Raw genomic sequence first — 24,507 nt, forward strand, 5'->3', positions numbered from 1 at the left:
TTGCCGCCTAAATTCGGCAATTGCCGCAAAAATACTTCCAGGCTTGCTGATTTGACACAGGTCTCGTTTCCGGATCGGAGACAAGGGGCACCTCGACGCAGCCGTTCGGACGCCGCGCCAAGGATATACCGATCGGACATCGAGGGGGAATTTGACTTTGAAATCAGCAGGGTGGAGCCTCGCGAAGGGAGAACGCCGCACCATTGCGGCGGCGCTCTGCTCCGTGCTCCTGGCCTCCTGCACCTCGGCCGGCGACCCCACAATGTCGGTTGGCATGCCCGGCTACAATGCCTCCGCGTCGGACATCAATGCAGCCTCGACAAACAAGCCGATCGTGGCCGGCGATTCGTCGTCGCAGACGGCGACCACGCAGACCACCGTGATGGCGGAAGGCGACACAGCGCTGCCCGAGACGGTCGCCTACGTGCCGATTACCAAGCCGCAGGCGGCCTTCCCGCTCACCGCGCCGGCTGAAGCTGAAACGATTGCCGGAAACACGCCGCAATCGCTGGAGCAGCAGCCGCAGACGGCGCAGCAGACCGATGCGGCGGCGCAGAAGATCGCCGCCGCCGACGCGGCCGTGACGGCGCCGAAGCAGGCCGCCACACCGGCGATGAACAATCCGGTCTATGTGACCGCTGGCGAGGCGCAGCAAGCGGAGGCGCCGAAGAAAAGGGGTTTCCTGGCCTCGATGTTTGGCGCCACGCCGGCTTCGGCGAAGCCCGCTCCACTGGTCAACACGCGCGCAGGCGAACAGCCGGCTGTGCAGGCCAAGCCCGCCCCGGCGGCGGCAAAGCCGATCATTACACTGGCCTCGGCCGATTCCACGGCGAAACCGGTGCAGCTGGCTTCGCTCGGCGACGACTCAGGTCACATCACCGGCAGCGATGCCCTGCCGGGCGTCCGCCAGACGGCGCTGTTCGAGATCAAGCGCAAATCCGGCCTCGACGACGAAAGCGACGTCGACCTCAACGAGGATGAAGGTTCGGGCGGCCTCTACCAGGTAGCCTCCGCCGCCGGCATGGCGCGCCTCGCGCCTAACGGCCTCTTGAAGCAGAACGAGAGCGTCGACGTGGCGTGCCTCAAGCCCTCGCTGGTGCGCGTGCTCAAGACGATCGAAGGCCACTACGGCCGCAAGATGGTCGTCACCTCCGGCTATCGCGACCCCGCCCGCAACCGCCGTGCCAACGGCGCCAAGAATTCGCTGCACATGTATTGCGCCGCCGCCGACATCCAGGTGCCGGGCGTCTCGAAATGGGAGCTGGCGAGCTACGTCAGGACGATGCCCGGCCGCGGCGGCGTCGGCACCTACTGCCACACCGAATCGGTCCATGTCGACGTCGGCCCCGAGCGCGACTGGAACTGGCGCTGCCGCCGGCGCAGCGGTGGCGAAGGCTGACCAGGGCCGGTTCGGCTGGACGCGCCAAAGCGCGTCGCGCTGAAACGGAGCTCACTTTTGAGCGACATGCATTTGCATCGGGCCGCTTCCGCAATCGTCTGAAAAGTGCCCGGAAATCCACGCAGCGGCTGGTGACGGCCGCCAGAAAAATTGCCGCTGGCGCTGCGTGAATCACTCGCTTCGGCAGGCAGGAAAAAAGTTGTCCAAGCCGGCACCTGACGGGTTGCCGGTTGCGCACAACGCCAGTATAAGCCGCTTTCATCTGAGCGCGCCCATCGTCTAGCGGTCAGGACACCGCCCTTTCACGGCGGTAACAGGGGTTCGATTCCCCTTGGGCGTACCAGCTTCACTCGATGTCCCCTCCGCTCCTTTCGGCGTCAAGAGCTATTGCGCCGGACAGGGTAACACCCCCTTCCGAAACGTCATTTTACGTGTTGACCATTCCGCCGCCTCGACCTTGTCGAGGGCAAGGCTCGATGGTTAAATCGGCTTTCCCAGGGGATGCTAATATGGCAGTTCACCTTTCGGCGGATGCTCGAGCTCCTGCGGCGACGCCGCCACAAAGATATCTCTTTGGCCCGCTGGCCGACTTCCTCATGCTTGGCGGCAGCGCATTCCTGATTTTGCCGGCCCTGTACTTCGTGCCTACCAAATACGACAGCCTTGTTGCGGCGGCGATGTTTTTCCTGGCCTACTTGATAAACTATCCGCATTTCGCCCACTCTTACCAACTTTTCTATCGCAATTTTGGAAGCAAGGTGCGCGGCGAGGGATACGACAGGGGCCTCCAGATCCGCTACATTTTCGCCGGCATTGTCGTTCCCCTGCTCATGGTCGGGTTTTTTGCTTACGGCTCGATAACGGCGAACGCCCGGCTGCTCGGAAACGCAGCCAACGCGATGTTCTTTTTCGTGGGCTGGCACTACGTCAAGCAAGGCTACGGCATGTTGATGGTGGACGCCGTGTTGAAGTGCAGGTTCTTCACCAATCCGGACAAGAAAATCTTGCTGGTCAACAGCTATGCCGTATGGCTGTTCGCATGGCTTCAGACGAACACGGCGGTCAGCCAAGCAAAATATTACGGCTTGGAATATTATACGTTTGCCACGCCTGCGTGGCTCAACACGATTGCGCTGTCGGCCGCGGCCGCTTCCACGGCCGCCACCGTCGTGATGCTGATCAATCGCTGGAGTAAAAATGGCGGCAGCCTGCCGTATAACGGCGTCGTCGCTTATATCGCGTCCCTATATCTTTGGATCCTGGTCGTGAGAATAAACCCGCTCTGGCTGCTCGTGGTGCCGGCTCTCCATTCGCTACAGTACCTGGCCGTGGTCTGGCGCTATCAAAGCAATGTCGAGCGTGACGGTCCCGATGCACAAAAGGTTCCGGACTCCAGAATCCTGTCCGTTCTTGGTCCGATCTACAGGACGCGAGTCCTGGGGTTCGTCGTCGCCGGCGGGATCCTCGGCGGTCTCGGTTTCTGGCTGATCCCGGCGGCATTGACTGCCTTGATCCCTTACGACAAGGAAGTCCTGGGTTCGTCGCTGTTCTTCTTCATAGTGCTGATCTTCATCAACGTGCACCACTACTTCCTTGACAACGTCATGTGGCGACGCGGCAACCCCGAAGTTTCAAAATATCTGTTACGCTAGCGGTGGCATGGACCGGCTGTGGGACGCCTTGCGGAGCACTTCAGGCGGAAAGAATTGGCATCGGCTCAGCGGCCGCGCCGGCCGATATCTCTTTTTGCACGGCGAAGAAGAACCTGCGCACCTCGTCGCTGGCCGCCGCCCTGTCCGTGCCTGACCTGACGACGAGATCGAACAACTCCGTCGCCTTGGCCCTCCAGAACGAGGTGGCGCTGTCGCCATGCAAACTGTCGAGCCTGGCAGCCACCTCCCGAACCAGGAATGCCTGACGGTCGATCGGGAATGCACGGATTTTTTCTGGGGACATCTTCCGAACCACGAGACTGACGCAACGAATCAACCATTGCCGAACAAGCATGGCGTAGCCGCGAAAGTGGAAACGGAAGCTTAATGGCATCGGCATCGATGCGCCGTTCGGCCAGGAGAACGAAGAGCGCAGCGCACCTCAGGCTTGCAGCCCTCTCGCCTGGCCACCGCGCTTGCGCGGCGCCATCATGTCCCGGGCCATCAGCCCGGTCACCCGGCAGAACGCCATGAACGCCCGGCAGGCATCCTCGGTCTTGACCACGTCCACGGTTGCGCCGAAGCAGGCGTTGAAGGCCTTCTGGTAAATCGGGCCTTGCCGGCGCAGCGGCCAGGCCTGGAGAAAATCAAGGGCCTGTTCGACGCTGTAGATCTCCTCGACAGGCAGGCCGGGTCCGGGCGCGATACGCACCGGCACCTCGAATTGCAGTCTGTCCATCCGCCATCTCCCGAACTGTCGTCACCAGCGGCAACGCCATCCGTCGTAAAAAGTTGCTCTGGCCTGTCGCTACCGCAGGAATGTGGCGTCTCCGCGGTCATGGACGTTTTGCCGCAGCCGCCGCAAGCAAGCGCCAAGGCGCCCGGCCTTGTCGAACGCGGGCGCCTTGGCGGTCCGGCTACTGGTTGGCGGGATCGGTCTCCGCACCGAAGGCCATGCGCACCGCCGTAAGCAGCACGAGAGCAGACGGCACAGCGAAAATCCCGCCAAGGACAAGTGCCCCTGTCGCCGAAAGGCCGAGCGTCTCCGTCAGCGCCCAGTAGACGGTTCCGATACAGATGAGCGCCTGGACGGAAAGGAAAATGGCGGCGCAGGCCGCGCGCGAAAGGCTCTTGAGTGTCTTGATACGTTGCATGGAAACAATCCGGAAATGACGCGCTACGCACCGCTGCGCGACCGAAGCCGCCGCGCGGATCGAGGCGCGAACAGGAAGTGGTTTGAGTGAAGGAGCGGTTGAAACCGCTCAGGCCGGAACCGATGGCGGCGCGCGCGGCTGATTGGCAGTCGCCCACGGTGTGCGGGCGTCCCCGTCGGCGGCGACGACCTCTGCCGGCGGAACCGAAACAAACCAGGAAAAGACGGTGTCCCGAGCCGACAGGGCCGGATGGCCGCCGGCGAACTTAACCAGGGCCGGCCGGCCGGAACGAACTTCCAGCGCCTGCGCCTTGCCGGTGATGCGCAGCAGCGCCGCCGCTTCGCCGGACCGCTCCACGCCGGCGCTGGCGACACCGGAGGCTGCTCCGGCAAAGACGGGCACCTCCGCCCGGCCAAGCGACAGCATCGCCAGCAGCACAAGGCTCATCAGCAATGAGCAGGCCGCCTTCAACGGCGCTTCAGGCAATCTGGCGTGCTCGACGCTCATGAAATCTCCAAAAACCTCCCTCGCCCTACCGCACGGTCGACTGAAAGGGAAGGAACAAGGGCGTCAAGGACACCGGGGCGCGCCGAATATCCCTGCCGCTTGGTCGTGTCCGGGCAGTTCTTCCTTGAACCTTTTGCCCTCAAGTGCCAAATCTGGGGAGATTTTCACGCCGGCTCCCTTGCAGAGCCACACCGGCAAGACGGACACCAATGGTCACTTATCTCGACGCCGCCACGGCACCGCTCAGAAACACCGGCCAGATCCGCCTCTATGGCGAGGAAGGTTTTGCCGGCATGCGCAAGGCATGCGACCTCACGGCGCGCTGCCTCGACGAACTGGTGCCGATGGTTGCGCCCGGCGTCACCACCGACACCATAGATCGTTTCGTTTTCGAGTTCGGCATGGATCATGGCGCGCTGCCGGCGACGCTCAACTACCGCGGCTACACCAAGTCTTCCTGCACCTCGATCAATCATGTCGTCTGCCATGGCATCCCCGACAACAAGCCGCTGAAGGATGGCGACATCGTCAACATCGACGTCACCTACATCCTCGACGGCTGGCACGGCGATTCCTCGCGCATGTACCCCGTCGGCACCATAAAACGCGCGGCGGAACGCCTGCTCGAAGTCACCCACGAATGCCTGATGCGCGGCATTGCCGCGATCAGGCCCGGCGCCCGCACCGGCGCCATTGGCGCGGCCATCCAGAGCTATGCCGAGGGCGAGCGCTGCTCGGTGGTGCGCGACTTCTGCGGCCACGGCGTCGGCCAGTTGTTCCACGACGCGCCCAATATCCTGCATTATGGCAGCGCCAATGAGGGCGTCGAGATGCGGCCCGGCATGATCTTCACCGTCGAGCCGATGATCAACCTCGGCCGGCCGCATGTGAAAGTCCTGTCGGACGGCTGGACCGCGGTGACACGCGACCGCTCGCTGTCGGCGCAATACGAACACACGATCGGCGTGACTGACACCGGCTGCGAGATCTTCACGCTCTCCCCCAAAAAGCTCGACCGCCCCGGCCTGCCAGCCTAATGTTTCGTTCTCCCGGCGCTCGCGGTCGGGGAGCTGGGGGCAGACGAGATGTCAGGTGACGACGACGAGCGCAGTTTCTTTGCAGAAAAGCCTGCGCAGCTTTCCGCGACCATGCACTCTCCTGGGACAGCCGGGCCTGCCGCGAAGACCAAGGGGATCGAGGAGAAGCCGCATTATCTCGGCCATCGCGACCGTTTGCGCGAACGCTTCGCCTCGGCAGGTCCCGACGCCCTGCCCGACTATGAGCTTCTGGAACTCCTGCTCTTCCGCCTGATCCCGCGCGCCGACACCAAGCCGGTCGCCAAGGCGCTGCTCTCCCGCTTCGGTACCCTGGCCGAGGTGCTTGGCGCGCCCGTCGGCCTCCTCCAGGAGGTCAAGGGCGTGGGCCCGGTGGTAGCGCTCGACCTGAAGGTCATTGCGGCGACGGCCCAGCGCATGGCGCGCAGCGAGGTCCATGGCCGCGAAATCCTCTCCTCTTGGCAGCAGCTTCTCGACTATTGCCGGTCAGCCATGGCCTTCGAGGCGCGCGAGCAGTTCCGCATCCTGTTCCTTGACAAGAAGAACACGCTGATTGCCGACGAGGTGCAGCAGACCGGCACTGTTGACCATACGCCCGTCTATCCGCGTGAGGTGGTCAAGCGCGCTCTCGAACTGTCGGCGACGGCAATCATCCTGGTGCACAACCACCCGTCGGGCGATCCGACGCCATCGCGTGCCGATATCGAGATGACCAAGGAGATCATCGACGCGGCCAAGCGGCTGGGCATTTCCGTGCATGACCACATCATCATCGGTCGCAAGGGCTATTCCAGTATGAAGGGGTTGCTGCTGATCTAGATCATCGGCTCGGCGAAGCTATCCGAATGAAAGCAGGCAATTCGCCGGCCCGGTCTTTCGGCTCAAGAATTTGAAAATCGTTCAATTCTGGAACGAATGGCCCGAAGTTGAGGCCATATCGCCATAGGTTTCCAAATTCCCTCGCAGATTCCTGACCTTTTAGAACATAATTCCGTTGAGGGGCGGCTTTTCCGTTGATACCGTTTGAAACGCTTCAATTGGAACCTGCCATTGCAACGCAAGCGCCCAACCATAGCGGATGTCGCACGCGCGGCCGGTGTCTCCATCGGAACGGTGTCGAACTTCATCAATGGGACCGCCGGCCTGAAGGAGGCCACGCGCGAACGCATCGAAAAGGCGATCGCCACGCTGATGTACCGGCCGAGTTCGTTTGCGCGCTCGCTGCCGGGCCGCGCGCCCCACAGGCCGAAGAATCTCGATCATCTGCCGAGGCTCCTGGTCGCGGGCCGGGTCAGCGTCGACTTTCTCTGCCGCGTCGACGTCCTGCCGCATCGCGACGACCGCATCACAGCCAGCCATATCGAGAAGGCGCTGGGCGGGCCGGCGGCCAATCTCGCGGTTGCCGCCGCCGGTGTTGGGACGCCCTACGCTCTCGACGTGGAACTGGCGACGGCGGTCGGCGAAGACCCGGAGAGTGACTGGGCGCTCGGCGCGCTTTCCAAACTGGGCGTCCACGCATTGCCGATCCGCAACACGCCCAACAACCGCCTTTCGCAAGCCATCGTGATCATCGAGCGCAATGGTAGCCGCACGATCATCAGTGAACCGTTCGAACTCGGCGAGATCGATCTGACCGCCAATCTGGACATCCAGCCCGAGCCGCGCCCGGCCTGTCTTCACATCGAAGGCTTCCACTACGAAACGATGACCGCTTCCATCGCGCGCTTTCATCAGGCCGGCTGGAGGGTGAGCCTGCATTCGGCCGGCCTGCCCAAGAGCGCACGCACGCCTGAAACCTTCACGCAGATGGTCCGGCACATCGACCTGACCTTCATCAACGATGTGATGATGCGGGAGATTTTCGACTTTCGCTCCAGGATGGCGACGATGATCGAAGAGGTGCGGCTGATGCTGGCGCGCATCAAGCCGCGCGGAACGGTCGTGCTCACTCTCGGCGAGTTTGGCGCGGTCGTCTTTCCGGCGAATGGCGGACCGCAGATCGAGGTGCCGGCACTGCCTGTCGACCGCGTCGATGCGACGGGCGCCGGCGACAGCTTCGCCGGCATATTCCTAAGCCTCTGGCTGCATGGTGCGTCGCTGGACGACGCCGCCCGCCATGCGGCGATCGGCGCGAGCCTGACGACCACGGTCGAAGGCGCACAGGGCTACATCGCGGATTTCGCGACTTTGAAGGCTGCCGCTTTGGCGAACAACGCCATGTTGGCAAGCTGAACCAACAACTTACGGGAACCCAGGAGAGTATTGGTCATGGCGAAAACAAGAGTGCTTCTGGTCGGCGAGAGCTGGATGAGTTCGGCGACCCACTACAAGGGGTTCGATCAGTTCGGCAGCGTCACCTTTCACCTGGGCGCGACGCCGCTGGTCGATGCCTTGAAGAGCAGCGAATTCGACCTCGACTACATGCCGGCCCATGAAGCCGTCGAAAAGCTGCCTTTCACCAAGGAGGGCCTGTCGCAATACAGGGCCATCATCCTCTCCGACATCGGCGCGAACTCGCTGCTGCTTCACCCCGATGTCTGGCTGCACGGCAAGACAGTGCCCAACCGGCTCAAGCTTCTGCGCGACTGGACGCAGGCCGGTGGTGGCATGGTCATGATCGGCGGCTATTTCTCTTTCCAGGGCATCGACGGCAAGGCGCGCTGGCACCGCACGGCCGTCGAGGAGGCGCTGCCGGTAACCTGCCTCCCCTATGACGACCGGCTCGAGATTCCCGAAGGGTTCCGGCCTGAAATCACCGGTCCCAAGGATCACCCGATCTTTGCCGGCATCGAAGGCGAATGGCCGCTGCTGCTCGGCGCCAACGAGGTCGTCGCTCGCGATCGCGATGACGTCGAAATCCTCGCACGGTTGCCGCAGGATCACGGCGGTCATCCGCTGCTGGTCACCGGCCGCCATGGCCAGGGCCGCACGCTGGCCTGGACGTCGGATATCGGCCCGCATTGGCTGCCCAACAGCTTCGTGGAATGGCCGGGCTATGCGCGTCTTTGGACCAACGTGCTGCGCTGGGTCAGCAAGGCCGTCTAGCCGACCAGCAACCGCCGGGGAACCGCCATGACAGAACCGTTTCTTGTCGCCAGAAATGTCGCAAAGCGCTTCGGCGCTCTGACTGCGCTTGCCGATGTCGACCTGGAAATCCGCTCCGGCGAGGTGCTGGCGCTTCTCGGCGACAACGGCGCCGGCAAATCCACCTTCATCAAGATCCTGGCGGGCGCCCATCCGCCCAGCGATGGAAAGCTTCTCATCGAGGGCAATCCGGTGGCTTTCTCCTCGCCCAAGGATGCGGCGTCGTCGGGGATCGCGACGATCTTTCAGGAACTGGCGCTCTCGGAAAACCTGTCGATTGCCGAAAACGTCTTTCTCGGCCGCGAATTGAAACGCTCCATTTTGGGTATTCCCTTCCTGAAGCGCAAGGAAATGCGCCAGCGCGTCGACGGCCTGCTGAAAGAGCTCGACGCGCATATTTCCGATCCGGAAGCACCCGTCGGCAGCCTGTCCGGCGGTCAGCGCCAGGCCGTGGCCATCTGCCGGGCCCTCAATCTGAATGCCAGGCTGGTCATCATGGACGAGCCGACGGCGGCCCTTGCCGTCGCCGAAACCCGCAAGGTCCTGGCACTGACGCGGCGGCTTGCCGCGCGCGGTTGTGCCGTCGTCCTCATCAGCCACAACATTTCCGAAGTGTTCGAGGTTGCCGACCGCATCGTGGTGTTCCGGCGCGGCCGCAAGGTGGCCGAACGGCTGGCGGCCGAGACCAATCACGAGGAAGTCGTTTCGCTCATAACAGGCGCTCATCCCGACGTGCGGGCGCTTGAAAAATCAAACTGAAATGCACGTCCATTCCAGAGAGGATAAACCAATGCTTTCTCAACTCAAAAAAGCGCTCGCCGTTTCCGTGCTGTCACTCGTGGTCGCCACGGCGGCGCATGCCGCCGACAAGCCCAAGGTCGCCTTCGTCCCGCAATTGATCGGCATACCCTATTTCAATGCCATGGAAGCCGGCGGCAATCGCGCCGCGAAGGACCTGGGCGTCGATTTCATCTATTCCGGCCCCGTCGACACCAACCCGGTCGATCAGTTGCAGATCGTGCAGAACCTGATCGACCAGGGTGTCCAGGCGATCTCGGTCAGCGTGCTGGATGCGTCCAGCATCGCGCCCGTCGTCGAGAGCGCCAAGGCCAAGGGCATCAAGCTTTTCACCAGCGACAGCGATGCACCCGACAGCGGCCGTGCCGTCTATGTGGCGCAGGCGACCGACGAAGGGCTCGGCACGACGATCATCGATGAGTTGGTGAAGCGCGTCGGCGAGGACGCCACGATCGGCATCGTCTCCGGCGAGGCGACGGCGTCCAATCTCAACGCCTGGATCGGCTTCATGCAGAAAGAGGCCACCGCCAAATATCCGAAGCTGAAACTGCTCGCTCCGCAATTCGCCGGCGGCACGGCCGAGCGCGCCGCGCAGATATCAGGCGATCTCATGGCCGCCAATCCCGACATCAAGGCCATCATCGCCGTCGCATCCTCGACCTGTCCGGGCGTCGCCCAGGCCATCGAAACCGCCGGCAAGATCGGCTCCGTCATAGGCACGGGCTATTGCAGCCCGAACACGGCGCGATCCTACCTGAAGAGCGGCGCCTTCGGCTTCACCGTGCTGTGGGATCCCGAACAGCTGGGCTATCTCACGGTCTGGGCCGGCAAGCAGTTGATCGACGGCAAGAGCTTCGAAGCGGAAAACAAGATCGCCGGCCTCGAAAAGCCCGCCACCTATGATGCCGCCAAGGGCATCCTGCTGCTCGGGCCGCCGGCGGTCTTCACCAAGGACAATGTCGACAAGTTCAACTTCTGAGCCTTGGGATGAACAGGGTGCGACAGTTTGGAAACGGCGTTTTGGCCATGAACGGGCGGGAGTGGTCCTTGCTTGCCGCCTGTCTCCTGGCGATCGTCATCTTTTCTGTCGCATCGCCCCACTACGCGACGCCAGGCAATGCGGCGACCGTCCTGCGCAACAGCGTCGAACTGCTGCTGATCGGCCTTGGCATGACATTGCTGCTTGCCATGGGCGGCATCGACGTGTCGATCGGCATCATCATGGGCCTCGCGGCCATTGCGATCGGCCGCGTGCTCAGCGCCGACGGCAGTCCGCTGCTGGCGCTCATCGCTGGCCCGGCGGTCGGTGCGCTGCTCGGCTGCGTGACGGCCACCGTCGTCGTCCTCGGTCGCGTTCCGGCAATCGTGGGAACGCTCGGCCTGCTTGGCGTCTACCGCACCGCCGTCTTTGTCCTTCTCGGCGGGCAGTGGCTCTCGGGCCTGCCCTCGAGCCTTACCAATGTTCTGGCAACCACCGTACTCGGCATTCCGGTCCCAGCCATCGTCATTGCCATCGCCTATCTGGTCGTCTGGCTGGCATTGCGGCGAACCCCCTACGGCCCGCATCTGCTCGCGATCGGCAATTCCGAGGAAAAGGCGCGGCTGTCCGGAATCCCCGTAGTCAAGGTACGCTTCATGACCTTCGTCATCAGTGGCGTCCTGACTGGCATTGCCGCCACGTTTTACGTCGCCACCTACCGCAACGTGGAGATGACGATCGGCAGCACGCTGGCTCTCGATGCGATCGCCGCGGTCATTCTCGGCGGCACGAGCATATTGGGCGGCAGATGCAGCTTGATCGGCACGGTCTTCGGCGTACTGCTTCTGAGAATTCTCCAGAATGGATTGCTTCTGATCGGCGTCCCCTCGCTTTGGCAGCCTGTGGTTACCGGCGTTCTCATCATCGGCGTGCTCGGCTTCGAAGCCGTCTCCAACCGGCTGCCGCTTGCCCAATTCCTGCGAGCCCGCGCATGAACAGGATCCGGAACCTGCAGGGCCCCGCCCTCACTTTGGCTCTGCTGTGCGGCCTTTGGCTGGTCGTTATTGTCGGCCTGCTGGCGCTCAAGCCTTCGGTCTTCAATCTCGGCACCGTCACCACGATTTTGCAATTTTCGACGATCCTGGCCCTGGTCGGCCTTGGACAGGCGCTGGTCGTCCTGGCCGGGGGCGCGGGCATCGACCTGTCCGTTGGCGGCGCCGTTTCGCTCTCGGCGATCGTTGCCATGCTTTCCCTGAAGCTGGGGTTGCCACCCCTTCTGTTGCCGGTCGTCTGCATCCTGGCTGGCGCTATGCTCGGCGCCTTGAACGGATGGCTGGTGAACGGGCTCGCCCTTCTCCCCTTCATCGCGACGCTGGGAACATTTTTCGTGTATTCCGGCCTGGCGCTTGCGGTCACCGGCGGCGCGGCCCAGTCCGGCGTGCCTGCCTGGCTGCTAGTTTGGGGGCGCGGTGCGATCATGGGCATCCCCGTGCCTTTCCTTACGCTCGCCGTCCCCTGCTTCGCGCTTGCCGGTCTCGTGCTGCTCTCGACGGCCTGGGGGCGCTGGATCTACGCCATGGGCTTCAATGAACGTTCGGCCAAACTGGTCGGCATCCCGGTCGATCGCGTGCGCTTCATCCTTTATGTGCTGAGCGGCGCGCTTGCCGGTGCGGCCGGCCTCGTCTCTCTCGCCTGGCTCGGCAGCGGCAGGCCCAATATCGGCCAGAACCTCGAACTGGAATCGCTGACCGCGGCCATGCTGGGAGGCATCGTCATCACTGGCGGGCGCGGTGGCGTCGGCGGCGTGTTCGCGGCCGTCCTGCTGCTGGTCACGTTGAAGACCGGCCTTTTGCAATTGAACATCAACACGGTCTGGCAGGTGGGGATTGTCGGCGCCCTTCTGGTTTTCGTCCTTCTCGCCGACCGACTTTCCCAACGTTGGAGATAACAATGCCTTCCATGGAAGAGACCATCGCCGCGCGCGTCGAGGCAGCCGCCGAGCGCATCGTGAAGACGCTGAGCGATCTCGTCGCCTTCCCTTCGATCGTGAAATCGAATCCGAAGGAGGCCGGCCCGGGCGAGCGCGATTGTCAGCTCTACCTGCAAAAGCGCCTTGAGGCGCTCGGCTTCTCGACCGATCTCTGGGATCCGGACGGCCCGGCGCTCTACGAGAAATACAAGGGACGTGCCGGCGCCAACAAGGGCAGGACGTTCGAGGGTCGGCCCAATCTCGGCGGCGTTTTGAAAGGCACCGGCGGCGGGCGGTCCATCATGCTGACCGGCCATATCGACGTCGTGCCGCCGGGCGCCGCCGGGCACTGGACCACCGATCCCTTCCAGCCTGTCCTGAAGGATGGATTCCTGCACGGTCGCGGCACGGTCGACATGAAGGGCGGCGTCGCCTGCATGCTGATGGCGGTCGAAATCCTGAAGGAACTCGACGTTTCCCTCTCCGGCGACGTCGTCTTCACCACCGTCGTCGACGAGGAAATCGGCGGCATGGGGTCGCTCGCCATGGTTGATCGCGGCTTTCGCGCCGACGCCGGCATCATGACGGAACCGACGGCGAACAGGATCGCACCGCTTTGTCACGGCATTCTGTGGGGCAAGATCATCATCGACGGCATAGGCGGCCATGCCGAACTGACGCCGAACGCCTGGTATTCGAGCGGCCCGGTCGACGCCGTCCAGCTTTGCCGGCAGATCCTCGACGGCATCGACATCCTCAACCGGCGCTGGATGTTCGATCCCAGGAAGAACCACCCGCTGATGGACCTGCCCAACCAGATCATCGTCACCCAGATCAATGCCGGCGAACATCCATCCTCCATGGCAGGACGCGGCGAGATCATCATCGACGCACAGTATCTGCCGAGCGAGCATGACGAGTTCAGGCTGGGCGGCAATGTCAAACGCGAAATCGAAGAGCACATCGCCAATGTCTGCCAGGCGGATCCTTATCTGCGAAAGCACCCTGCCCGTGTCGAATGGATCCTCGATGCCGATTGCGCCGAGATCCCGTCGGACAACCCCTTTGTCGGCCTGTTCCAGGAGGCCGTCAAAGCAGCCGACCTGTCGCCGGCCCTAAGCGGCTTCGGCGCACACAGCGACATCGGCCTGCCGACCGGCCTGGGCAACACCCCGACCGTCAACTTCGGTCCCGGTGACCCGGCACAGGCGCATCAGCCGAACGAGCGCGTTTCGGTGCGCGATCTCGTCGACTGCACGAAGGCCATCGCCTTAGCGGTGGAGAAATGGTGCCGGTAGTCTTAGCCTAACTGACTGCGAGCGGGATGACGGCAAGAGAGCTTGGGGAAAAAATCCGGGGGAGCGGCTAAGAGGCCGCCCGTCAGCCACCAAACCTCGGCTCGGGAACTCCGGTCACGCCAAGGCCGGTGATGGCGAACAGGCTGCCGCGCAGCACGCCATCGCCGGGAAAACGCGGCAGCGGCGGCTTGGCCATCGAGGTTACGTAGAGCGTGTCGAGCCTCGGTCCACCGAACATGGCGCTGGTGATCTTCTTCACCGGCATGTCGATGATACGGTCTATGCTGCCGTCCGGCGCGTAGCGCACCAGGCGGCCGTCATAGACCAGCGCATTCCACAGACAGCCTTCGGCATCGACGGTCGAGCCGTCGGCGGCACCACCGCGGCTGGTATCGACGCGAACGAAGGTGCGGCGGTTGCTGGCCGTACCGGTCTCGATGTCGTAATCATAGGCCCAGATCTCGCCGGTCCAGGTGTCGGCGAAATAGAAGGTGCGGTCGTCGGGGCTCCAGCATGGACCGTTGGAGCAGATGATGCCGGAATCGATCCTGGTGACGGAGAAATCCGGATCGAGCCTGTAAAGGCCGCCGGACGGCCCCTCTTCCATCGTGTCCATCGAGCCGGCGAAGAAGCGGCCGCGCCGGTCGACCTTGCCGTCGTTGAGACGGTTCATTGGCTTGTCCGGCTCCGGATCGTGGATCCGCGTCACCTCGCCGGTGGCGAAATCGAGCAGATGGAAACCGCGCTGCAACGAGACGACAGCGCCGCCGCCATCCTTGCGCAGCGCCATCGAGCCGATTTTCATCGGCACGTCCCAGCAACGGATCTCGCGCCCGTCGGCGGTCGCGCGGAAGACGCGCCCGTCGAAACTGTCGATCCAGTAGAGACGCTCCTGCTCGACGTCCCAGAGCGGTCCCTCGCCAAGCGTGGTCTTCACGTCCACCACGACTTCGATCTTCATGCCGTCCTCCTCTTTGCTCGCGCGGCGATTGGCTGCGTCAGAAAGCGACCTTGTCGCCGCCCTTCAGCGACAGGATCTCGCGCGCTTCGTCCGGCGTCGCCACCTCCATGCCGAGCCCCTCAATGATCTTGCGCGCCAGCACGACCTGCTCGGCATTCGACTTGGCAAGCTTGCCCCTGCCGGCCCACAGGCTGTCCTCCAGCCCGACGCGAATATTGCCGCCGAGGGCCGCCGATTGCGCGGCGATGCGCAACTGGCTGGCGCCGGCGCCGAGCACCGACCACCGGAACTGGTCCCCGAACAGCCGGTCCGCCGTGCGCTTCATATGCGCGACATCCTCCGGATGCGTGCCGATGCCGCCCAGCAGGCCGAACACCGACTGCACGAAGAAGGGCGGTTTCACCAGCCCACGGTCGGCGAAGTGGGAGAGATTGTAGAGATGCGCAATGTCATAGCACTCGAACTCGAACCGCGTGCCGTTGTCGTAGCAAGTCGCGAGAATGTACTCGATGTCCTTGAACGAGTTGCGGAAGACGAGGTCGCGCGTCGCTTCCAGATGCGGCTTTTCCCAGTCGAACTTGAAGGTCTCGTATTTGTCGGCGAGGTGATAGAGCCCGAAATTGATCGAGCCCATATTGAGCGAGGCTACCTCCGGCTTGAACTGGGCGGCCGGGCGCACCCGCTCCTCGACCTTCATGTAGGGGCTGCCGCCGGTGGTGATGTTGATGGCGGCGTTGGTGCCTTGCTTGACGAGCGGCAGGAAACGGGCAAAGGCCTCCGGCGTCTGGTCGGGCTTGCCGGTCTCCGGATCGCGGGCATGCAGATGCAGGATCGCGGCGCCGGCTTCCGCGGCGGCGATCGCCTCCGAGGCGATCTGGTCCGGCGTGATCGGCAAATAGGGCGACATGGTCGGCGTGTGGATCGCCCCCGTCACCGCGCAGGTGATGATGACCTTGCCCCTGGCCGCCGTGGCGCCGGGCTTGCGGCTGGTTTCTTTCATTGTCCGAACTCCTGATCCGATTTCTTCTTGTGCGCCGCCAGCGCCATCAGCCGGCGATCCCGCCATACCTGCCGATCGCCCAGTTTCTCCCTGGGCAAGCGCCTGCTGCGCTCGGACTCGACGGTTTCCATCACCTCGCCCGCCCAGTCGACGCGACGCAGCATCTGCGGGAAAATATTGGAATAGATGCCCTGGTAGCGCTCGGCATAGTCGCGCACGCCGCCCGGCGCGTTGAGATCGATGGTCTCGAAGGGCCCCATGAACGACCAGCGCAGCGCCAAGCCATCACGGATGCCGATATCGACGTCCTCGACGCTGGCATAGCCGTCGGCGACAAGCCGGAAAGCTTCCTCGAGCAGCGCCCCTTGTAGCCGGTTCATGATGAAGCCGTCGAGCTCGCGCTTCATCACCAGCGGCGCGTGGCCGGCATCGAGGAGGAAGGCGCGCGTCCTTTCGAGCGTCTCGGCGGACGTCCACGGCGCCGGCACCACCTCCGCCGCCGGAATGAGGTAGGGCGGGTTGATCGGATGCACGACCAGGCAGCGGTGCCGCCCCGGGAGATGATCGGTGAATTTCGACGGCAGCAGCGCCGAGGTGGAGCTGGCGATCACCGCCTGCGGATCAGAGAGGGAATCGATCCGCGAAAACACCTCGCGCTTCACTTCGAGATTTTCCGGTGTGTTCTCCTGGATATGCACGGCGCCGGCCAGAGCCGCGTCCAAGTCTCCCATGACGACGATGCGCTCGAGCACCGCGTGCGCGGTCTGTCCGCGCAGCAGATCATTCGAAGCGAGATCGCCGAGCACGCCTTCTATGTAGTCGCGCGCGCCGCCTGCCGCGACCGGCGACTGGTCCCACATGCGCACATCATGGCCGGCGCGCGCGAAGCTGATCGCCCATGCCCGTCCGATGAACCCGCTTCCGACAATTGCAACCCTGGCCATGGCTTGCTCCTCAAAGCGTTTCGACGTTGCCGTCGACGCCGAGCGACTGGCCTGAAATGTTGATGCCCGCGTCGGACAGCAGGAATGCGACCATCGAAGCCACGTCGTACGGGCTGGTCATGCGGCGCAACGAGATGTTCTGCAAATAGCGTTCGGTCATCTCCTGATGGCTGATGCCGACCTGTTTGGCGCGTGCCGAGATAACGCTCTCGATGCGCGGCCCCTCTATGATGCCCGGCAGGATGGCGTTGACCCTGATCCCGTGCGGCCCAAGCTCCTTGGCAAGGCTCTGCGTGAAGCCGATGACGCCGAATTTGGCCGCCGAATAGGGCGTGCGGAACGCATAGCCGTGGCGGCCGGCCGCCGACGACATCGAGACGATCGAACCGCCGCCGGCCCCCTTGATGAGCGGCACGGCGCGCCGTGCGCACAGGAACTGGCCGGTCAGGCCGATGTCGAGACAGCGCCTCCAGTCGGCCGGATCGATTTCGTCGACGCCGCCGGTCGGCCCGGCGATGCCGGCATTGTTGATCAGTGCGTCGAGGCCGCCGAGTTTCTCCTCCACCGCCTCGAACAGCCGGTCGACATCGTCGTCGCGCGACACGTCGGCCTTGACCGCTGCGACGAGCGCCATCTTCTTGGGGGCGGCCGCCAGGGCTTCGTCGGACACATCGCAGACGACGATGCGCGCACCGAGCCGCGACAGCGTTTCGGCAATGGCGAAGCCAATGCCGCCGGCGCCCGCCGTGACCAGGACACGTTGCCCTTTGAGCCCCGCCAGGAATTCGTCGGGCGATTTGGGTGCGCTCGTGCTCATGATTCCATTCCCTTCATTGTATGCGTCTTTCGCGCAGCGCCATGACGGCGCCGAGCACCACCAGCCCGAACAGGATCGCCCGTGTGGCGTAGGGCAGCGTCGTGCCGGCCAGAAGCATCTGCAGCGCCGTCAAAAGCAGCACGCCGCCGAGCATGCCGAGATAGTGGCCGCGCCCGCCGGTGATCAGCGCACCGCCGACCACGACAACGGCGATGGATGGCAGGAGATAGTCGTCACCCATGCCAAGGCTGGCCTGGCCTGAAAAGCCGGTTAGCATGACGCCGACGATCGCCGCGCACAATGCCGACAGCATGTAGACGAAAATCAGCGTCCGTCCGACGGCGATGCCCGAGAGCTGGGCCGCGCGCAGGCTGTTGCCGATGCCGTAGACCTTGCGGCCGAAGGCGGTGCGGCCGAGCAGCAGCACCGCAAAGACCACGAAGACGATCATGAATGGCACGACCGGCGTCACCACCCATATCTTGCCGGTCATGAACCAGCGCAGCATCGGCGAGGAGAAGCCGGCCGGCGTGCCTTGCGAATAGAGAAGCGCGAAGCCTTGCAAGATGCCGTTGGTGGCGAGCGTCATGACGATCGGCGAGATGCCGAGGAAAACAATGCCGACGCCGTTCGCCAATCCGATAAGACAGGCGATGGCCAGCACCACCGGCAGCGCATAGACGAGTGCCGCGTCCGATCCGTTGACCATGCCGGCAAGAAGGATGCCCGACAAGCCGATCGTCCACGGCACCGACAAGTCGAGCCCGCCGGTGAGGATGACGCCGCCCTGCCCGAGCGCAAGCACGGCAAGGAAACTCGACAGCACGAACAACGAGTTCCAGTAGGTGGGATTGAAGATGGCCCGGCCGAGCCAGATCTGGGTGACGATCATGACGACGGCCAGGCAGACGTAAGCCGGCAGCGCGTAGCGCAGCGCCTCGGCATTGCGAACGCGAAAGCCGGGTGCCTGTCCTGGAACGGCCGTTTTGTGAGCGATGCGCAGCCTGCGGTCGGTATGATCGAGTTGCGACGGCAGCATGCCGGCGCGCCATGCGGCGAACCGCGCGCGCAAGGCGCGGACCTGGTAGGCAAGCACGGAGCCATGCGACAGCGAGCCCGCGAGAACGGCAAGGATGAGGATGGTGCCCTCGGCGATGGTCGAATAATAGGCCGAAACGTTGAGGACGAGCAGGACGTTGACGACCATCATCAGGATATAGGCGCCGAAGACGGTGCCGAACGGACCACCCTGCCCGCCGCCGAGCCGCGTGCCGCCGACCACGACGGCAGCGAACATCGACAACAGCAGCGGATTGCCGACGAGCGGATCGCCGCTGCCGGTCTGGGCGCTGATGAACACGCCGGCAAGCCCGTAGCAGCCACCGGCGATGACATAGACGAGGAAGCGCACGAGAGCGACGCGCACGCCGACCGCGGACGCGGCGTCCGGATCGCTGCCGACCGCGTAAAGCGCCGTGCCGAACCGCGTGCCTTTCAGCCAGAACCATGCCAGCAGTACCATGCCGATGACGACCAGCGGCATGGGCAACCAGCCCGGGATCGCATCGCCGAGATAGAAAGCGCCGAGATCGGGCGAGACGAAGCCGCCGGGCTTGTCCATGACCAGCAGTGTGATGCCTTGCAAGATGAACATGGTCGACAGCGTGACGACGATGGGCTGCATGCGCAGCACCGCGATGAAGAAGCCGTTGAACGCCCCGACGAGCATGCCGACGCCAATGCCGGCCATCGTCCACAGCCAGACGCTCGTTCCGGTCGCCATCGGATCCATCGACGTGGCCAGCACCACATTGACCAGCGAAACCACGGCGCCCGCCGACAGGTCGAAGCCGCCGGACAGGATGACGATGGTCTGGCCCATCGCCGCCAGCGCCGAGGTGGCGCCGCCGCTCGACAGGAACGAGATGTCGAAATAGCTGAGCCGCCCGGCGCTGATCAGGTCGACGACGACGAGCAGCACTGCAAAGACGATCGCCGCGATGATGGCGCCGCGATGCCGCGCCAGGAGGCGCACCAGGGATCCGGCCTGTCCGGTTGCCGTCGAACCGACCGCGCTCACTGTGCTGCCTCCAGCATATTGCCGCCATGTCCCAGCGCCGGACGCATGATCGCGCTCTCGGTGATCTCGTCGCCGGCGAGCTCGGCCACCAGCCGTCCGTCATAGAGAACGAGCACGCGGTCGCATTGATGGACGAGTTCGGGAATTTCGGTCGAATGCAGCAGGATCGAGCCGCCCGCCGCCACATAGTTGCGCATCATCACGTAGAGCTCATGCTTGGTGCCCACATCGATGCCACGGGTCGGGTCGAAGAGCAGCAGGATGCGGCTTTCGGCGACCAGCCACTTGGCGATGGCGATCTTCTGCTGGTTGCCGCCGGAAAAGGCGCCTGCCCTTGTCCACAGCGCTCGGTTGTCCACCTCGACCGTCGAGAAGGCCGCCTGCACGGCGCGTGCTTCCTCCTCCTCGCGGATCAAGCCGAGCCGGGTGAAGCGGCCGACCACCGGCAGCGATGCATTCTGCCGGCCCGACAATTTCAGGAACAGGCCTTCGGTCTTGCGATCCTCCGGCACCAGCCCGATCGCCATGTTGGGCCTCAGCGCATCGGCCGGCGAGCCGAGCCACACTTTGCGGCCGTCGACCATGACGTGGCCGCGTTCGATCTCGGCCATGCCGAAGCAGGCGAGGAACAGGTCTAGCTGGCCCATGCCCTGAAGTCCGGCGATGCCGAGGATTTCGCCCCTGCGCAAATCGAAACTGGCGCCGTCGAGTTTTCTGCCCGCCTTGAGGTCGCGCACGCCGAGCACCGGCGGACCGAAGACGGCCGCGCCCTCAGGCTTTGGCGGAAAGGTCTGCGCGAGGGCGCGGCCGATGATCTTCTCGATCACATCCTCATCCGAGATGTCGGCCACCGGTGCGGTGATGATGTGGCGGCCATTCCGAAGGATGATCAAGGTATCGCAGAAGGCCCGCACCTCACGCATGCGGTGGGTGATGAACACGACCGTCGTTCCGGCGGCCTTGAGCCGCGCGATGATTGTTCCCAGCCATTCGACGTCGCCGCCCGAAAGCGTCGAGGTCGGCTCGTCCAGCAACAGGATGCGCGGCTTGCGGTAGACGGCGCGCGCGATCTCGATCTTCTGGCGGACCGCGAGATCGAGCGTCGCCACCTCGGCGTCGAGATCGACCGAAAAACCGAGATCGGCAATGTGCCGGCCGACTGCCTTGCGCGCGGCCGACCGCCTGATCAATCCGGTCGGGCCGGATGGCGCATAGGGCAGCAGCATATTGTCGAGAACGCTGAGGTCGCGGACCAGCGTCATCTCCTGGAACGCCGTCTGCACCCCGCGTTCATGCGCGGCGCGCGGCGAACCGAGCGCGGCCGGCGCGCCAAGGATGCTGATCTGGCCCTGATCGGGCCGCACCAGTCCCGATAGGAGCTTGACCAGCGTCGACTTGCCGGCGCCGTTCTCACCCAGCAAAGCGTGCACGCTGCCAGGCGAGATCGCGAAGGAGACGTCGTCAAGCGCGACCGTCGCGCCAAACGCCTTGCGTATGCCGTTGACGGCAATAGCCGGCACATGCGTTGTTGAAGTCATCATTCCCGGTTCCGGCATGCCATGCTTGCGGGCGCGTGGAGCCCACAGTGCCCCACGCGCACGGATTGCTGAAGCCTACTCCTCGGGCTGGCCGACGAGCGCCGCGTTGAGGCCGATCTCGGGCGTCTGGTCGGAGAAGATCGACGCGAACCAGCCGGGGTTGGAAACCAGCGACGGTTTGAAGGTGTTGCATCCGGCCTTCATTTCGGCCCAGGTGCCCTCGTTGCAAAGCTTGCTCGTCTCGTTGGTGACGATCGGCAGCGGCAGGATTGTCGCTTTCGGCACATCCTTGCCCTCGATCGCCTCGATGGCGAGCTTCAAGGCGAGCGCGCCGGAATAGGGCGGCGAGGCATAGGAAATGCGCGGCGCGCCGAGCGGTGCATAGGGAGAAGCAGCACCCTCGACCTCCGTCCCTTCCGGCAGCATCTGGATGCGGCCGCCATTGGAGCCTTCACCGGCGCAAGGCAGAAGCTGGCTGGCCTTCCTGCCCGCCTCGAGCTGCATCGAATTGGCGGTGAAGCAGCCTACCTGCATCCACAGCCCGTTAATGTCGTCCCAGCTGCGCGTGGCGAGAATCTTGGAGAGTTCGGTGCGTGCCACCGCCTGGCTCCACATGCCGACCGCTTCGCCGACAATCTTGATGTCCGGATATTTGGCGAACACCGCCTTGGCGGCCTTGGTGCGCAGCTCGTCGACCGAGGTGCCGGGAACGCCGGTCACGGCGATGATGTTGCCCTTGCCGTTGAGCTTCTTGGCCAGCCATTCGGCTGTCACCCTGCCAGCCTCCTCCTGGTCGATATGGACATTGTAAGCGCAGGGCTCGGTGATCTCGGCGTCGTAGGCGAAGACCTTGACCCCCTTTTCGCAAGCGTTCTTGACGACCTGGTTCAGCGCCGTCGGCGAGATCGGATAAATCACGATCGCCTCCGCTCCCGCCTGCACCATGGCGTTGATCTGCTGGATCTGGCGCTGCGCATTCGGCCCGGCCACCTGGACCTGCAGGTCGACCTTGTCGACCAGGCTCTTGTGCGAGGCCATCGCCTTGACCATGTTCGCCGCCTCGGCCTGCCAGTCATTGCCGATGAAGCTCATGCTGAGAAAAATCTTGTGTTTTTCAGCGGCCTCGGCCGCGGAGATGCCAAAAGCACAGGCAGCCATGCCGGCCAGCAGCGCAAGCCGCCGGGCTTTCAATCCGATACCCATTATGAAACTCCTCCCGATCCGAACGATCGGATGCCTCCCAAGGGCACGAGACGTGACCTTGCCATCCGATATCGCAACCGTATCACCATTTGATCAAAGATCAATGATGAAATATGCTCATGACAAGGCGACGGCGGGGGTGCTTGACGCCGCAGCCGGAAGCCTGCATTCCGGATACGGGCTATGGCGCAGCTTGCGCGGGAAGGTTGAGGGGAGATGGCTGGAGCGGCGTTCAGAAAGCCGGGTGTCGAGATCGCGCCCCTGTCCAAGGAGACCTTGCAGGACAGGGTCTATCGCCATGTCACCGAATTGATCCTCGACGGCAGCATCGTGCCGGGCGAGATGGTAACGGTGCAAAGCCTTGCCGATGCTTTCGGCGTCAGTCCGATGCCGGTCAGGGAGGCCCTGCGGCGGCTGACCGCCGCCAACGCGCTGATGGTGGTTTCAGGCCGCTCGATCGGCATTCCCGCACTCAGCCGCACACGCCTCGTCGATCTGAGAAACGTCCGCTTCGAGATCGAAGCGATCGCCGCCGCATGGGCGGCCGAGCGTATGGACGACCAAGCTATCGCCCGGCTGCGCCAGCATCTGGACGCGCTCGAACAGGCCAATGCGGCGGGAGACGTCAAGTCCTATCTGCGCGCCAACTACGCCTTTCATTTCTCCATCTACCGGGCGGCCGGCTCCGAGAACATTCTCAACATCATCGAGAACTTGTGGCTGCAGATCAGTCCTTATTTCAACATGCTGCACGATTCCGGAAACTATTCGACCGCCAATACGCACCATCAGGAGATGTTCGCTGCGTTGCGCGACCGGGACGCGGAAGCGGTCAAGGCCGCGGTCCGCGCCGACATCGACGCCGCCTTCGACGTTCTGGTCGGCCTGCTGAAATAGCACAAACGAAACTTCGTCGGCGCGAAGATCGAATTCGGCCTGCCGACGTGGCTTGGCACACCCCACCGTCGACTTCGCCCAAACGATCCGGCGCAGGCGCATCAGCCGGACGAACGCGTCCCCGTGTGTGATGGACGGCTCCTCTCGAAGGGTTGGCGCAGGCAAGGCGGGATTTTTCCCGTCAAGACAGTCGGCTCTAGAATTGCGACCCCAAATCAAGCTATGATGCACTTGGCATTTCCGGAGACGGCTTCGCGCCCCTGGAATGCCGGGAGGAACGGGACATGGCCTTCGCGCTTGTACTCGTTTTGATAGTTGTGGGCTCGGTGCTGTTCCACCTCCTGAGCCCATGGTGGTGGACGCCGATTGCCTCGAACTGGGACTATATCGACAACACCATCATCATAACTTTCTGGATCACCGGCGTCGTCTTTGCCGCCGTGGTTTTGTTCATGGCCTATTGCGTCTTCCGCTTCCGTCATCGGGAAGGCAATCAGGCGGCGTATGAACCGGAGAACAGGCGGCTCGAATCCTGGCTGACGGTTGTCACCGCGGTCGGCGTAACGGCTTTGCTGGTTCCCGGCCTGTTCGTCTGGAACCGGTTCGTCAACGTTCCGAGCGACGCAACCGTGGTCGAAGTTGTCGGCCAGCAATGGCAATGGAGTTTCCGCCTGCCCGGCAAGGACGGCAAGCTCGGCACATCCGACACCCGCGGCGTCACCGCTGACAATCCGTTGGGCGTGATCACCAGCGATTCCAATGGCCAGGACGATGTCGTGGTCGAAGCGGCCGATCTGCATCTGCCGGTTGGCAAGCCGGTCAAGATGTTACTTCGCTCGATCGACGTGCTGCATGATTTCTATGTGCCGGAATTCCGCGCGAAAATGGACATGATCCCGGGCTCGGTCACCTACTTCTGGTTCACCCCAACGAAAACCGGAACCTTCCAGGTCCTGTGCGCTGAACTCTGCGGCCAAGGACATCCGATGATGCACGGTGTGGTGATGGTCGATACGCAGGAGGATTATCTGGCGTGGCTTGGCCAGCAACAGACGTTTGCGCAATTGTCGGCGCCCCAGCAGACGGGCTCGGCAAGCCAGGCGCCGGGTCCAACGACGGTGTCAAGTTCGAGGATTGCAGCAAAGCTCGAAACCGTCGGGTCTCGCTAAAAA

Annotated in this window: 24 protein-coding genes and 1 tRNA gene; 14 read left to right on the forward strand and 11 right to left on the reverse strand. The window is 63.6% G+C overall.

All coding sequences use genetic code 11. The features are described 5' to 3' along the window. The first annotated feature begins 151 nt into the window (after window positions 1–151). From FJ940_RS10450 to FJ940_RS10460, 3 genes are all read left to right on the forward strand, one after another. Complete coding sequence (locus FJ940_RS10450; protein WP_140495817.1) at window positions 152–1,399, forward strand: YcbK family protein; 1,248 nt, start codon at window positions 152–154, stop codon at window positions 1,397–1,399. A gap of 268 nt (window positions 1,400–1,667) precedes the next feature. Next, window positions 1,668–1,742, forward strand: a tRNA-Glu gene (locus FJ940_RS10455). Between the two features lie 166 nt (window positions 1,743–1,908). Beyond that, window positions 1,909–3,051 carry a hypothetical protein gene (locus FJ940_RS10460; protein ID WP_140656459.1) on the forward strand — a complete coding sequence of 381 codons (1,143 nt, stop codon included), beginning with the start codon at window positions 1,909–1,911 and terminating at the stop codon, window positions 3,049–3,051. 40 nt (window positions 3,052–3,091) lie between these two features. Here FJ940_RS10460 and FJ940_RS10465 read toward each other — a convergent pair whose 3' ends face one another. The 4 genes from FJ940_RS10465 to FJ940_RS10480 form a co-directional block, all read right to left on the reverse strand. Further along, window positions 3,092–3,451 (reverse strand): DUF6074 family protein, encoded by a 360-nt coding sequence (locus FJ940_RS10465; RefSeq protein ID WP_246671067.1) that lies wholly within the window; start codon window positions 3,449–3,451, stop codon window positions 3,092–3,094. A gap of 42 nt (window positions 3,452–3,493) precedes the next feature. Further along, a complete protein-coding gene (locus tag FJ940_RS10470) occupies window positions 3,494–3,790 on the reverse strand; it encodes a DUF982 domain-containing protein (RefSeq protein WP_140517077.1) in 297 nt (98 codons plus the stop codon). Between the two features lie 178 nt (window positions 3,791–3,968). After that, on the reverse strand, window positions 3,969–4,205 hold the full coding sequence (locus tag FJ940_RS10475) for a hypothetical protein (RefSeq protein WP_140495812.1): 237 nt from the start codon (window positions 4,203–4,205) through the stop codon (window positions 3,969–3,971). A gap of 108 nt (window positions 4,206–4,313) precedes the next feature. After that, window positions 4,314–4,712, reverse strand: a complete 399-nt coding sequence (locus FJ940_RS10480; protein ID WP_140495811.1) for a hypothetical protein — start codon at window positions 4,710–4,712, stop codon at window positions 4,314–4,316. A gap of 209 nt (window positions 4,713–4,921) precedes the next feature. Between FJ940_RS10480 and map the strand changes: the two genes are divergently transcribed. From map to FJ940_RS10525, 9 genes are all read left to right on the forward strand, one after another. Then, window positions 4,922–5,749: a type I methionyl aminopeptidase gene (gene map, locus FJ940_RS10485; RefSeq protein ID WP_140517079.1), complete on the forward strand. Its 828-nt coding sequence runs from the start codon at window positions 4,922–4,924 to the stop codon at window positions 5,747–5,749. Window positions 5,750–5,797: 48 nt separating this feature from the next. Further along, window positions 5,798–6,586, forward strand: a complete 789-nt coding sequence (gene radC / locus FJ940_RS10490; RefSeq protein ID WP_140656462.1) for a DNA repair protein RadC — start codon at window positions 5,798–5,800, stop codon at window positions 6,584–6,586. A 231-nt stretch (window positions 6,587–6,817) separates the two neighbouring features. After that, window positions 6,818–7,999 carry a PfkB family carbohydrate kinase gene (locus FJ940_RS10495; protein WP_140623399.1) on the forward strand — a complete coding sequence of 394 codons (1,182 nt, stop codon included), beginning with the start codon at window positions 6,818–6,820 and terminating at the stop codon, window positions 7,997–7,999. A gap of 36 nt (window positions 8,000–8,035) precedes the next feature. After that, a complete protein-coding gene (locus tag FJ940_RS10500) occupies window positions 8,036–8,812 on the forward strand; it encodes a glutamine amidotransferase (RefSeq protein ID WP_140656465.1) in 777 nt (258 codons plus the stop codon). Window positions 8,813–8,839: 27 nt separating this feature from the next. Next, complete coding sequence (locus tag FJ940_RS10505; RefSeq protein ID WP_140656468.1) at window positions 8,840–9,610, forward strand: ATP-binding cassette domain-containing protein; 771 nt, start codon at window positions 8,840–8,842, stop codon at window positions 9,608–9,610. Window positions 9,611–9,641: 31 nt separating this feature from the next. Next, window positions 9,642–10,628 carry an autoinducer 2 ABC transporter substrate-binding protein gene (locus FJ940_RS10510; protein ID WP_140495805.1) on the forward strand — a complete coding sequence of 329 codons (987 nt, stop codon included), beginning with the start codon at window positions 9,642–9,644 and terminating at the stop codon, window positions 10,626–10,628. 68 nt (window positions 10,629–10,696) lie between these two features. Further along, window positions 10,697–11,623 carry an ABC transporter permease gene (locus FJ940_RS10515; RefSeq protein WP_224681046.1) on the forward strand — a complete coding sequence of 309 codons (927 nt, stop codon included), beginning with the start codon at window positions 10,697–10,699 and terminating at the stop codon, window positions 11,621–11,623. Beyond that, complete coding sequence (locus FJ940_RS10520; protein ID WP_140561491.1) at window positions 11,620–12,576, forward strand: ABC transporter permease; 957 nt, start codon at window positions 11,620–11,622, stop codon at window positions 12,574–12,576. The genes FJ940_RS10515 and FJ940_RS10520 overlap by 4 nt, the downstream gene beginning before the upstream one ends. 2 nt (window positions 12,577–12,578) lie before the next feature. After that, window positions 12,579–13,895: an ArgE/DapE family deacylase gene (locus FJ940_RS10525; protein ID WP_140521014.1), complete on the forward strand. Its 1,317-nt coding sequence runs from the start codon at window positions 12,579–12,581 to the stop codon at window positions 13,893–13,895. 82 nt (window positions 13,896–13,977) lie between these two features. Here the strand turns inward: FJ940_RS10525 and FJ940_RS10530 are convergent, their stop codons facing one another. The 7 genes from FJ940_RS10530 to FJ940_RS10560 all read right to left on the reverse strand — a co-directional run bounded on the left by FJ940_RS10530 (window position 13,978) and on the right by FJ940_RS10560 (window position 22,438). Further along, complete coding sequence (locus FJ940_RS10530; RefSeq protein WP_140656471.1) at window positions 13,978–14,856, reverse strand: SMP-30/gluconolactonase/LRE family protein; 879 nt, start codon at window positions 14,854–14,856, stop codon at window positions 13,978–13,980. A 37-nt stretch (window positions 14,857–14,893) separates the two neighbouring features. Further along, window positions 14,894–15,856: a 3-keto-5-aminohexanoate cleavage protein gene (locus FJ940_RS10535; protein WP_140656474.1), complete on the reverse strand. Its 963-nt coding sequence runs from the start codon at window positions 15,854–15,856 to the stop codon at window positions 14,894–14,896. Further along, complete coding sequence (locus tag FJ940_RS10540) at window positions 15,853–16,800, reverse strand: 3-hydroxyacyl-CoA dehydrogenase (protein ID WP_140561497.1); 948 nt, start codon at window positions 16,798–16,800, stop codon at window positions 15,853–15,855. Before FJ940_RS10540 ends, FJ940_RS10535 begins: the two co-directional genes overlap by 4 nt. 10 nt (window positions 16,801–16,810) lie before the next feature. Further along, entirely contained in the window at window positions 16,811–17,617 is an 807-nt protein-coding gene (locus FJ940_RS10545; protein WP_140495799.1) for an SDR family oxidoreductase, read from the reverse strand. A gap of 13 nt (window positions 17,618–17,630) precedes the next feature. Next, window positions 17,631–19,697: an ABC transporter permease gene (locus FJ940_RS10550; RefSeq protein WP_140656477.1), complete on the reverse strand. Its 2,067-nt coding sequence runs from the start codon at window positions 19,695–19,697 to the stop codon at window positions 17,631–17,633. Continuing rightward, window positions 19,694–21,235, reverse strand: a complete 1,542-nt coding sequence (locus tag FJ940_RS10555; protein WP_140580055.1) for a sugar ABC transporter ATP-binding protein — start codon at window positions 21,233–21,235, stop codon at window positions 19,694–19,696. Before FJ940_RS10555 ends, FJ940_RS10550 begins: the two co-directional genes overlap by 4 nt. A gap of 75 nt (window positions 21,236–21,310) precedes the next feature. After that, the gene (locus FJ940_RS10560; RefSeq protein ID WP_140495797.1) at window positions 21,311–22,438 is read right to left on the reverse strand and encodes a sugar ABC transporter substrate-binding protein; all 1,128 of its coding nucleotides are present in this window, start codon (window positions 22,436–22,438) and stop codon (window positions 21,311–21,313) included. Between the two features lie 216 nt (window positions 22,439–22,654). Here FJ940_RS10560 and FJ940_RS10565 point away from each other — a divergent pair, with 216 nt between their 5' ends. Continuing rightward, complete coding sequence (locus tag FJ940_RS10565; RefSeq protein WP_140521020.1) at window positions 22,655–23,335, forward strand: GntR family transcriptional regulator; 681 nt, start codon at window positions 22,655–22,657, stop codon at window positions 23,333–23,335. A 284-nt stretch (window positions 23,336–23,619) separates the two neighbouring features. Then, complete coding sequence (gene coxB, locus FJ940_RS10570) at window positions 23,620–24,504, forward strand: cytochrome c oxidase subunit II (protein ID WP_140521021.1); 885 nt, start codon at window positions 23,620–23,622, stop codon at window positions 24,502–24,504. Window positions 24,505–24,507 lie beyond the last annotated feature (3 nt).

The organism is Mesorhizobium sp. B2-3-7, assembly GCF_006442695.1.
Lineage (GTDB): Bacteria > Pseudomonadota > Alphaproteobacteria > Rhizobiales > Rhizobiaceae > Mesorhizobium.

Excerpts from the sequence above, each read along its gene's own strand:
- FJ940_RS10460 (WP_140656459.1), top strand. The coding sequence starts at position 1,909 with ATGGCAGTTCACCTTTCGGCGGATGCTCGAGCTCCTGCGGCGACGCCG.
- FJ940_RS10465 (WP_246671067.1), bottom strand. The coding sequence starts at position 3,451 with ATGCCGATGCCATTAAGCTTCCGTTTCCACTTTCGCGGCTACGCCATG.
- FJ940_RS10470 (WP_140517077.1), bottom strand. The coding sequence starts at position 3,790 with ATGGACAGACTGCAATTCGAGGTGCCGGTGCGTATCGCGCCCGGACCC.
- FJ940_RS10475 (WP_140495812.1), bottom strand. The coding sequence starts at position 4,205 with ATGCAACGTATCAAGACACTCAAGAGCCTTTCGCGCGCGGCCTGCGCC.
- FJ940_RS10480 (WP_140495811.1), bottom strand. The coding sequence starts at position 4,712 with ATGAGCGTCGAGCACGCCAGATTGCCTGAAGCGCCGTTGAAGGCGGCC.
- map (WP_140517079.1), top strand. The coding sequence starts at position 4,922 with ATGGTCACTTATCTCGACGCCGCCACGGCACCGCTCAGAAACACCGGC.
- radC (WP_140656462.1), top strand. The coding sequence starts at position 5,798 with ATGTCAGGTGACGACGACGAGCGCAGTTTCTTTGCAGAAAAGCCTGCG.
- FJ940_RS10500 (WP_140656465.1), top strand. The coding sequence starts at position 8,036 with ATGGCGAAAACAAGAGTGCTTCTGGTCGGCGAGAGCTGGATGAGTTCG.
- FJ940_RS10505 (WP_140656468.1), top strand. The coding sequence starts at position 8,840 with ATGACAGAACCGTTTCTTGTCGCCAGAAATGTCGCAAAGCGCTTCGGC.
- FJ940_RS10510 (WP_140495805.1), top strand. The coding sequence starts at position 9,642 with ATGCTTTCTCAACTCAAAAAAGCGCTCGCCGTTTCCGTGCTGTCACTC.
- FJ940_RS10520 (WP_140561491.1), top strand. The coding sequence starts at position 11,620 with ATGAACAGGATCCGGAACCTGCAGGGCCCCGCCCTCACTTTGGCTCTG.
- FJ940_RS10525 (WP_140521014.1), top strand. The coding sequence starts at position 12,579 with ATGCCTTCCATGGAAGAGACCATCGCCGCGCGCGTCGAGGCAGCCGCC.
- FJ940_RS10530 (WP_140656471.1), bottom strand. The coding sequence starts at position 14,856 with ATGAAGATCGAAGTCGTGGTGGACGTGAAGACCACGCTTGGCGAGGGA.
- FJ940_RS10535 (WP_140656474.1), bottom strand. The coding sequence starts at position 15,856 with ATGAAAGAAACCAGCCGCAAGCCCGGCGCCACGGCGGCCAGGGGCAAG.
- FJ940_RS10540 (WP_140561497.1), bottom strand. The coding sequence starts at position 16,800 with ATGGCCAGGGTTGCAATTGTCGGAAGCGGGTTCATCGGACGGGCATGG.
- FJ940_RS10545 (WP_140495799.1), bottom strand. The coding sequence starts at position 17,617 with ATGAGCACGAGCGCACCCAAATCGCCCGACGAATTCCTGGCGGGGCTC.
- FJ940_RS10555 (WP_140580055.1), bottom strand. The coding sequence starts at position 21,235 with ATGACTTCAACAACGCATGTGCCGGCTATTGCCGTCAACGGCATACGC.
- FJ940_RS10560 (WP_140495797.1), bottom strand. The coding sequence starts at position 22,438 with ATGGGTATCGGATTGAAAGCCCGGCGGCTTGCGCTGCTGGCCGGCATG.
- FJ940_RS10565 (WP_140521020.1), top strand. The coding sequence starts at position 22,655 with ATGGCTGGAGCGGCGTTCAGAAAGCCGGGTGTCGAGATCGCGCCCCTG.
- coxB (WP_140521021.1), top strand. The coding sequence starts at position 23,620 with ATGGCCTTCGCGCTTGTACTCGTTTTGATAGTTGTGGGCTCGGTGCTG.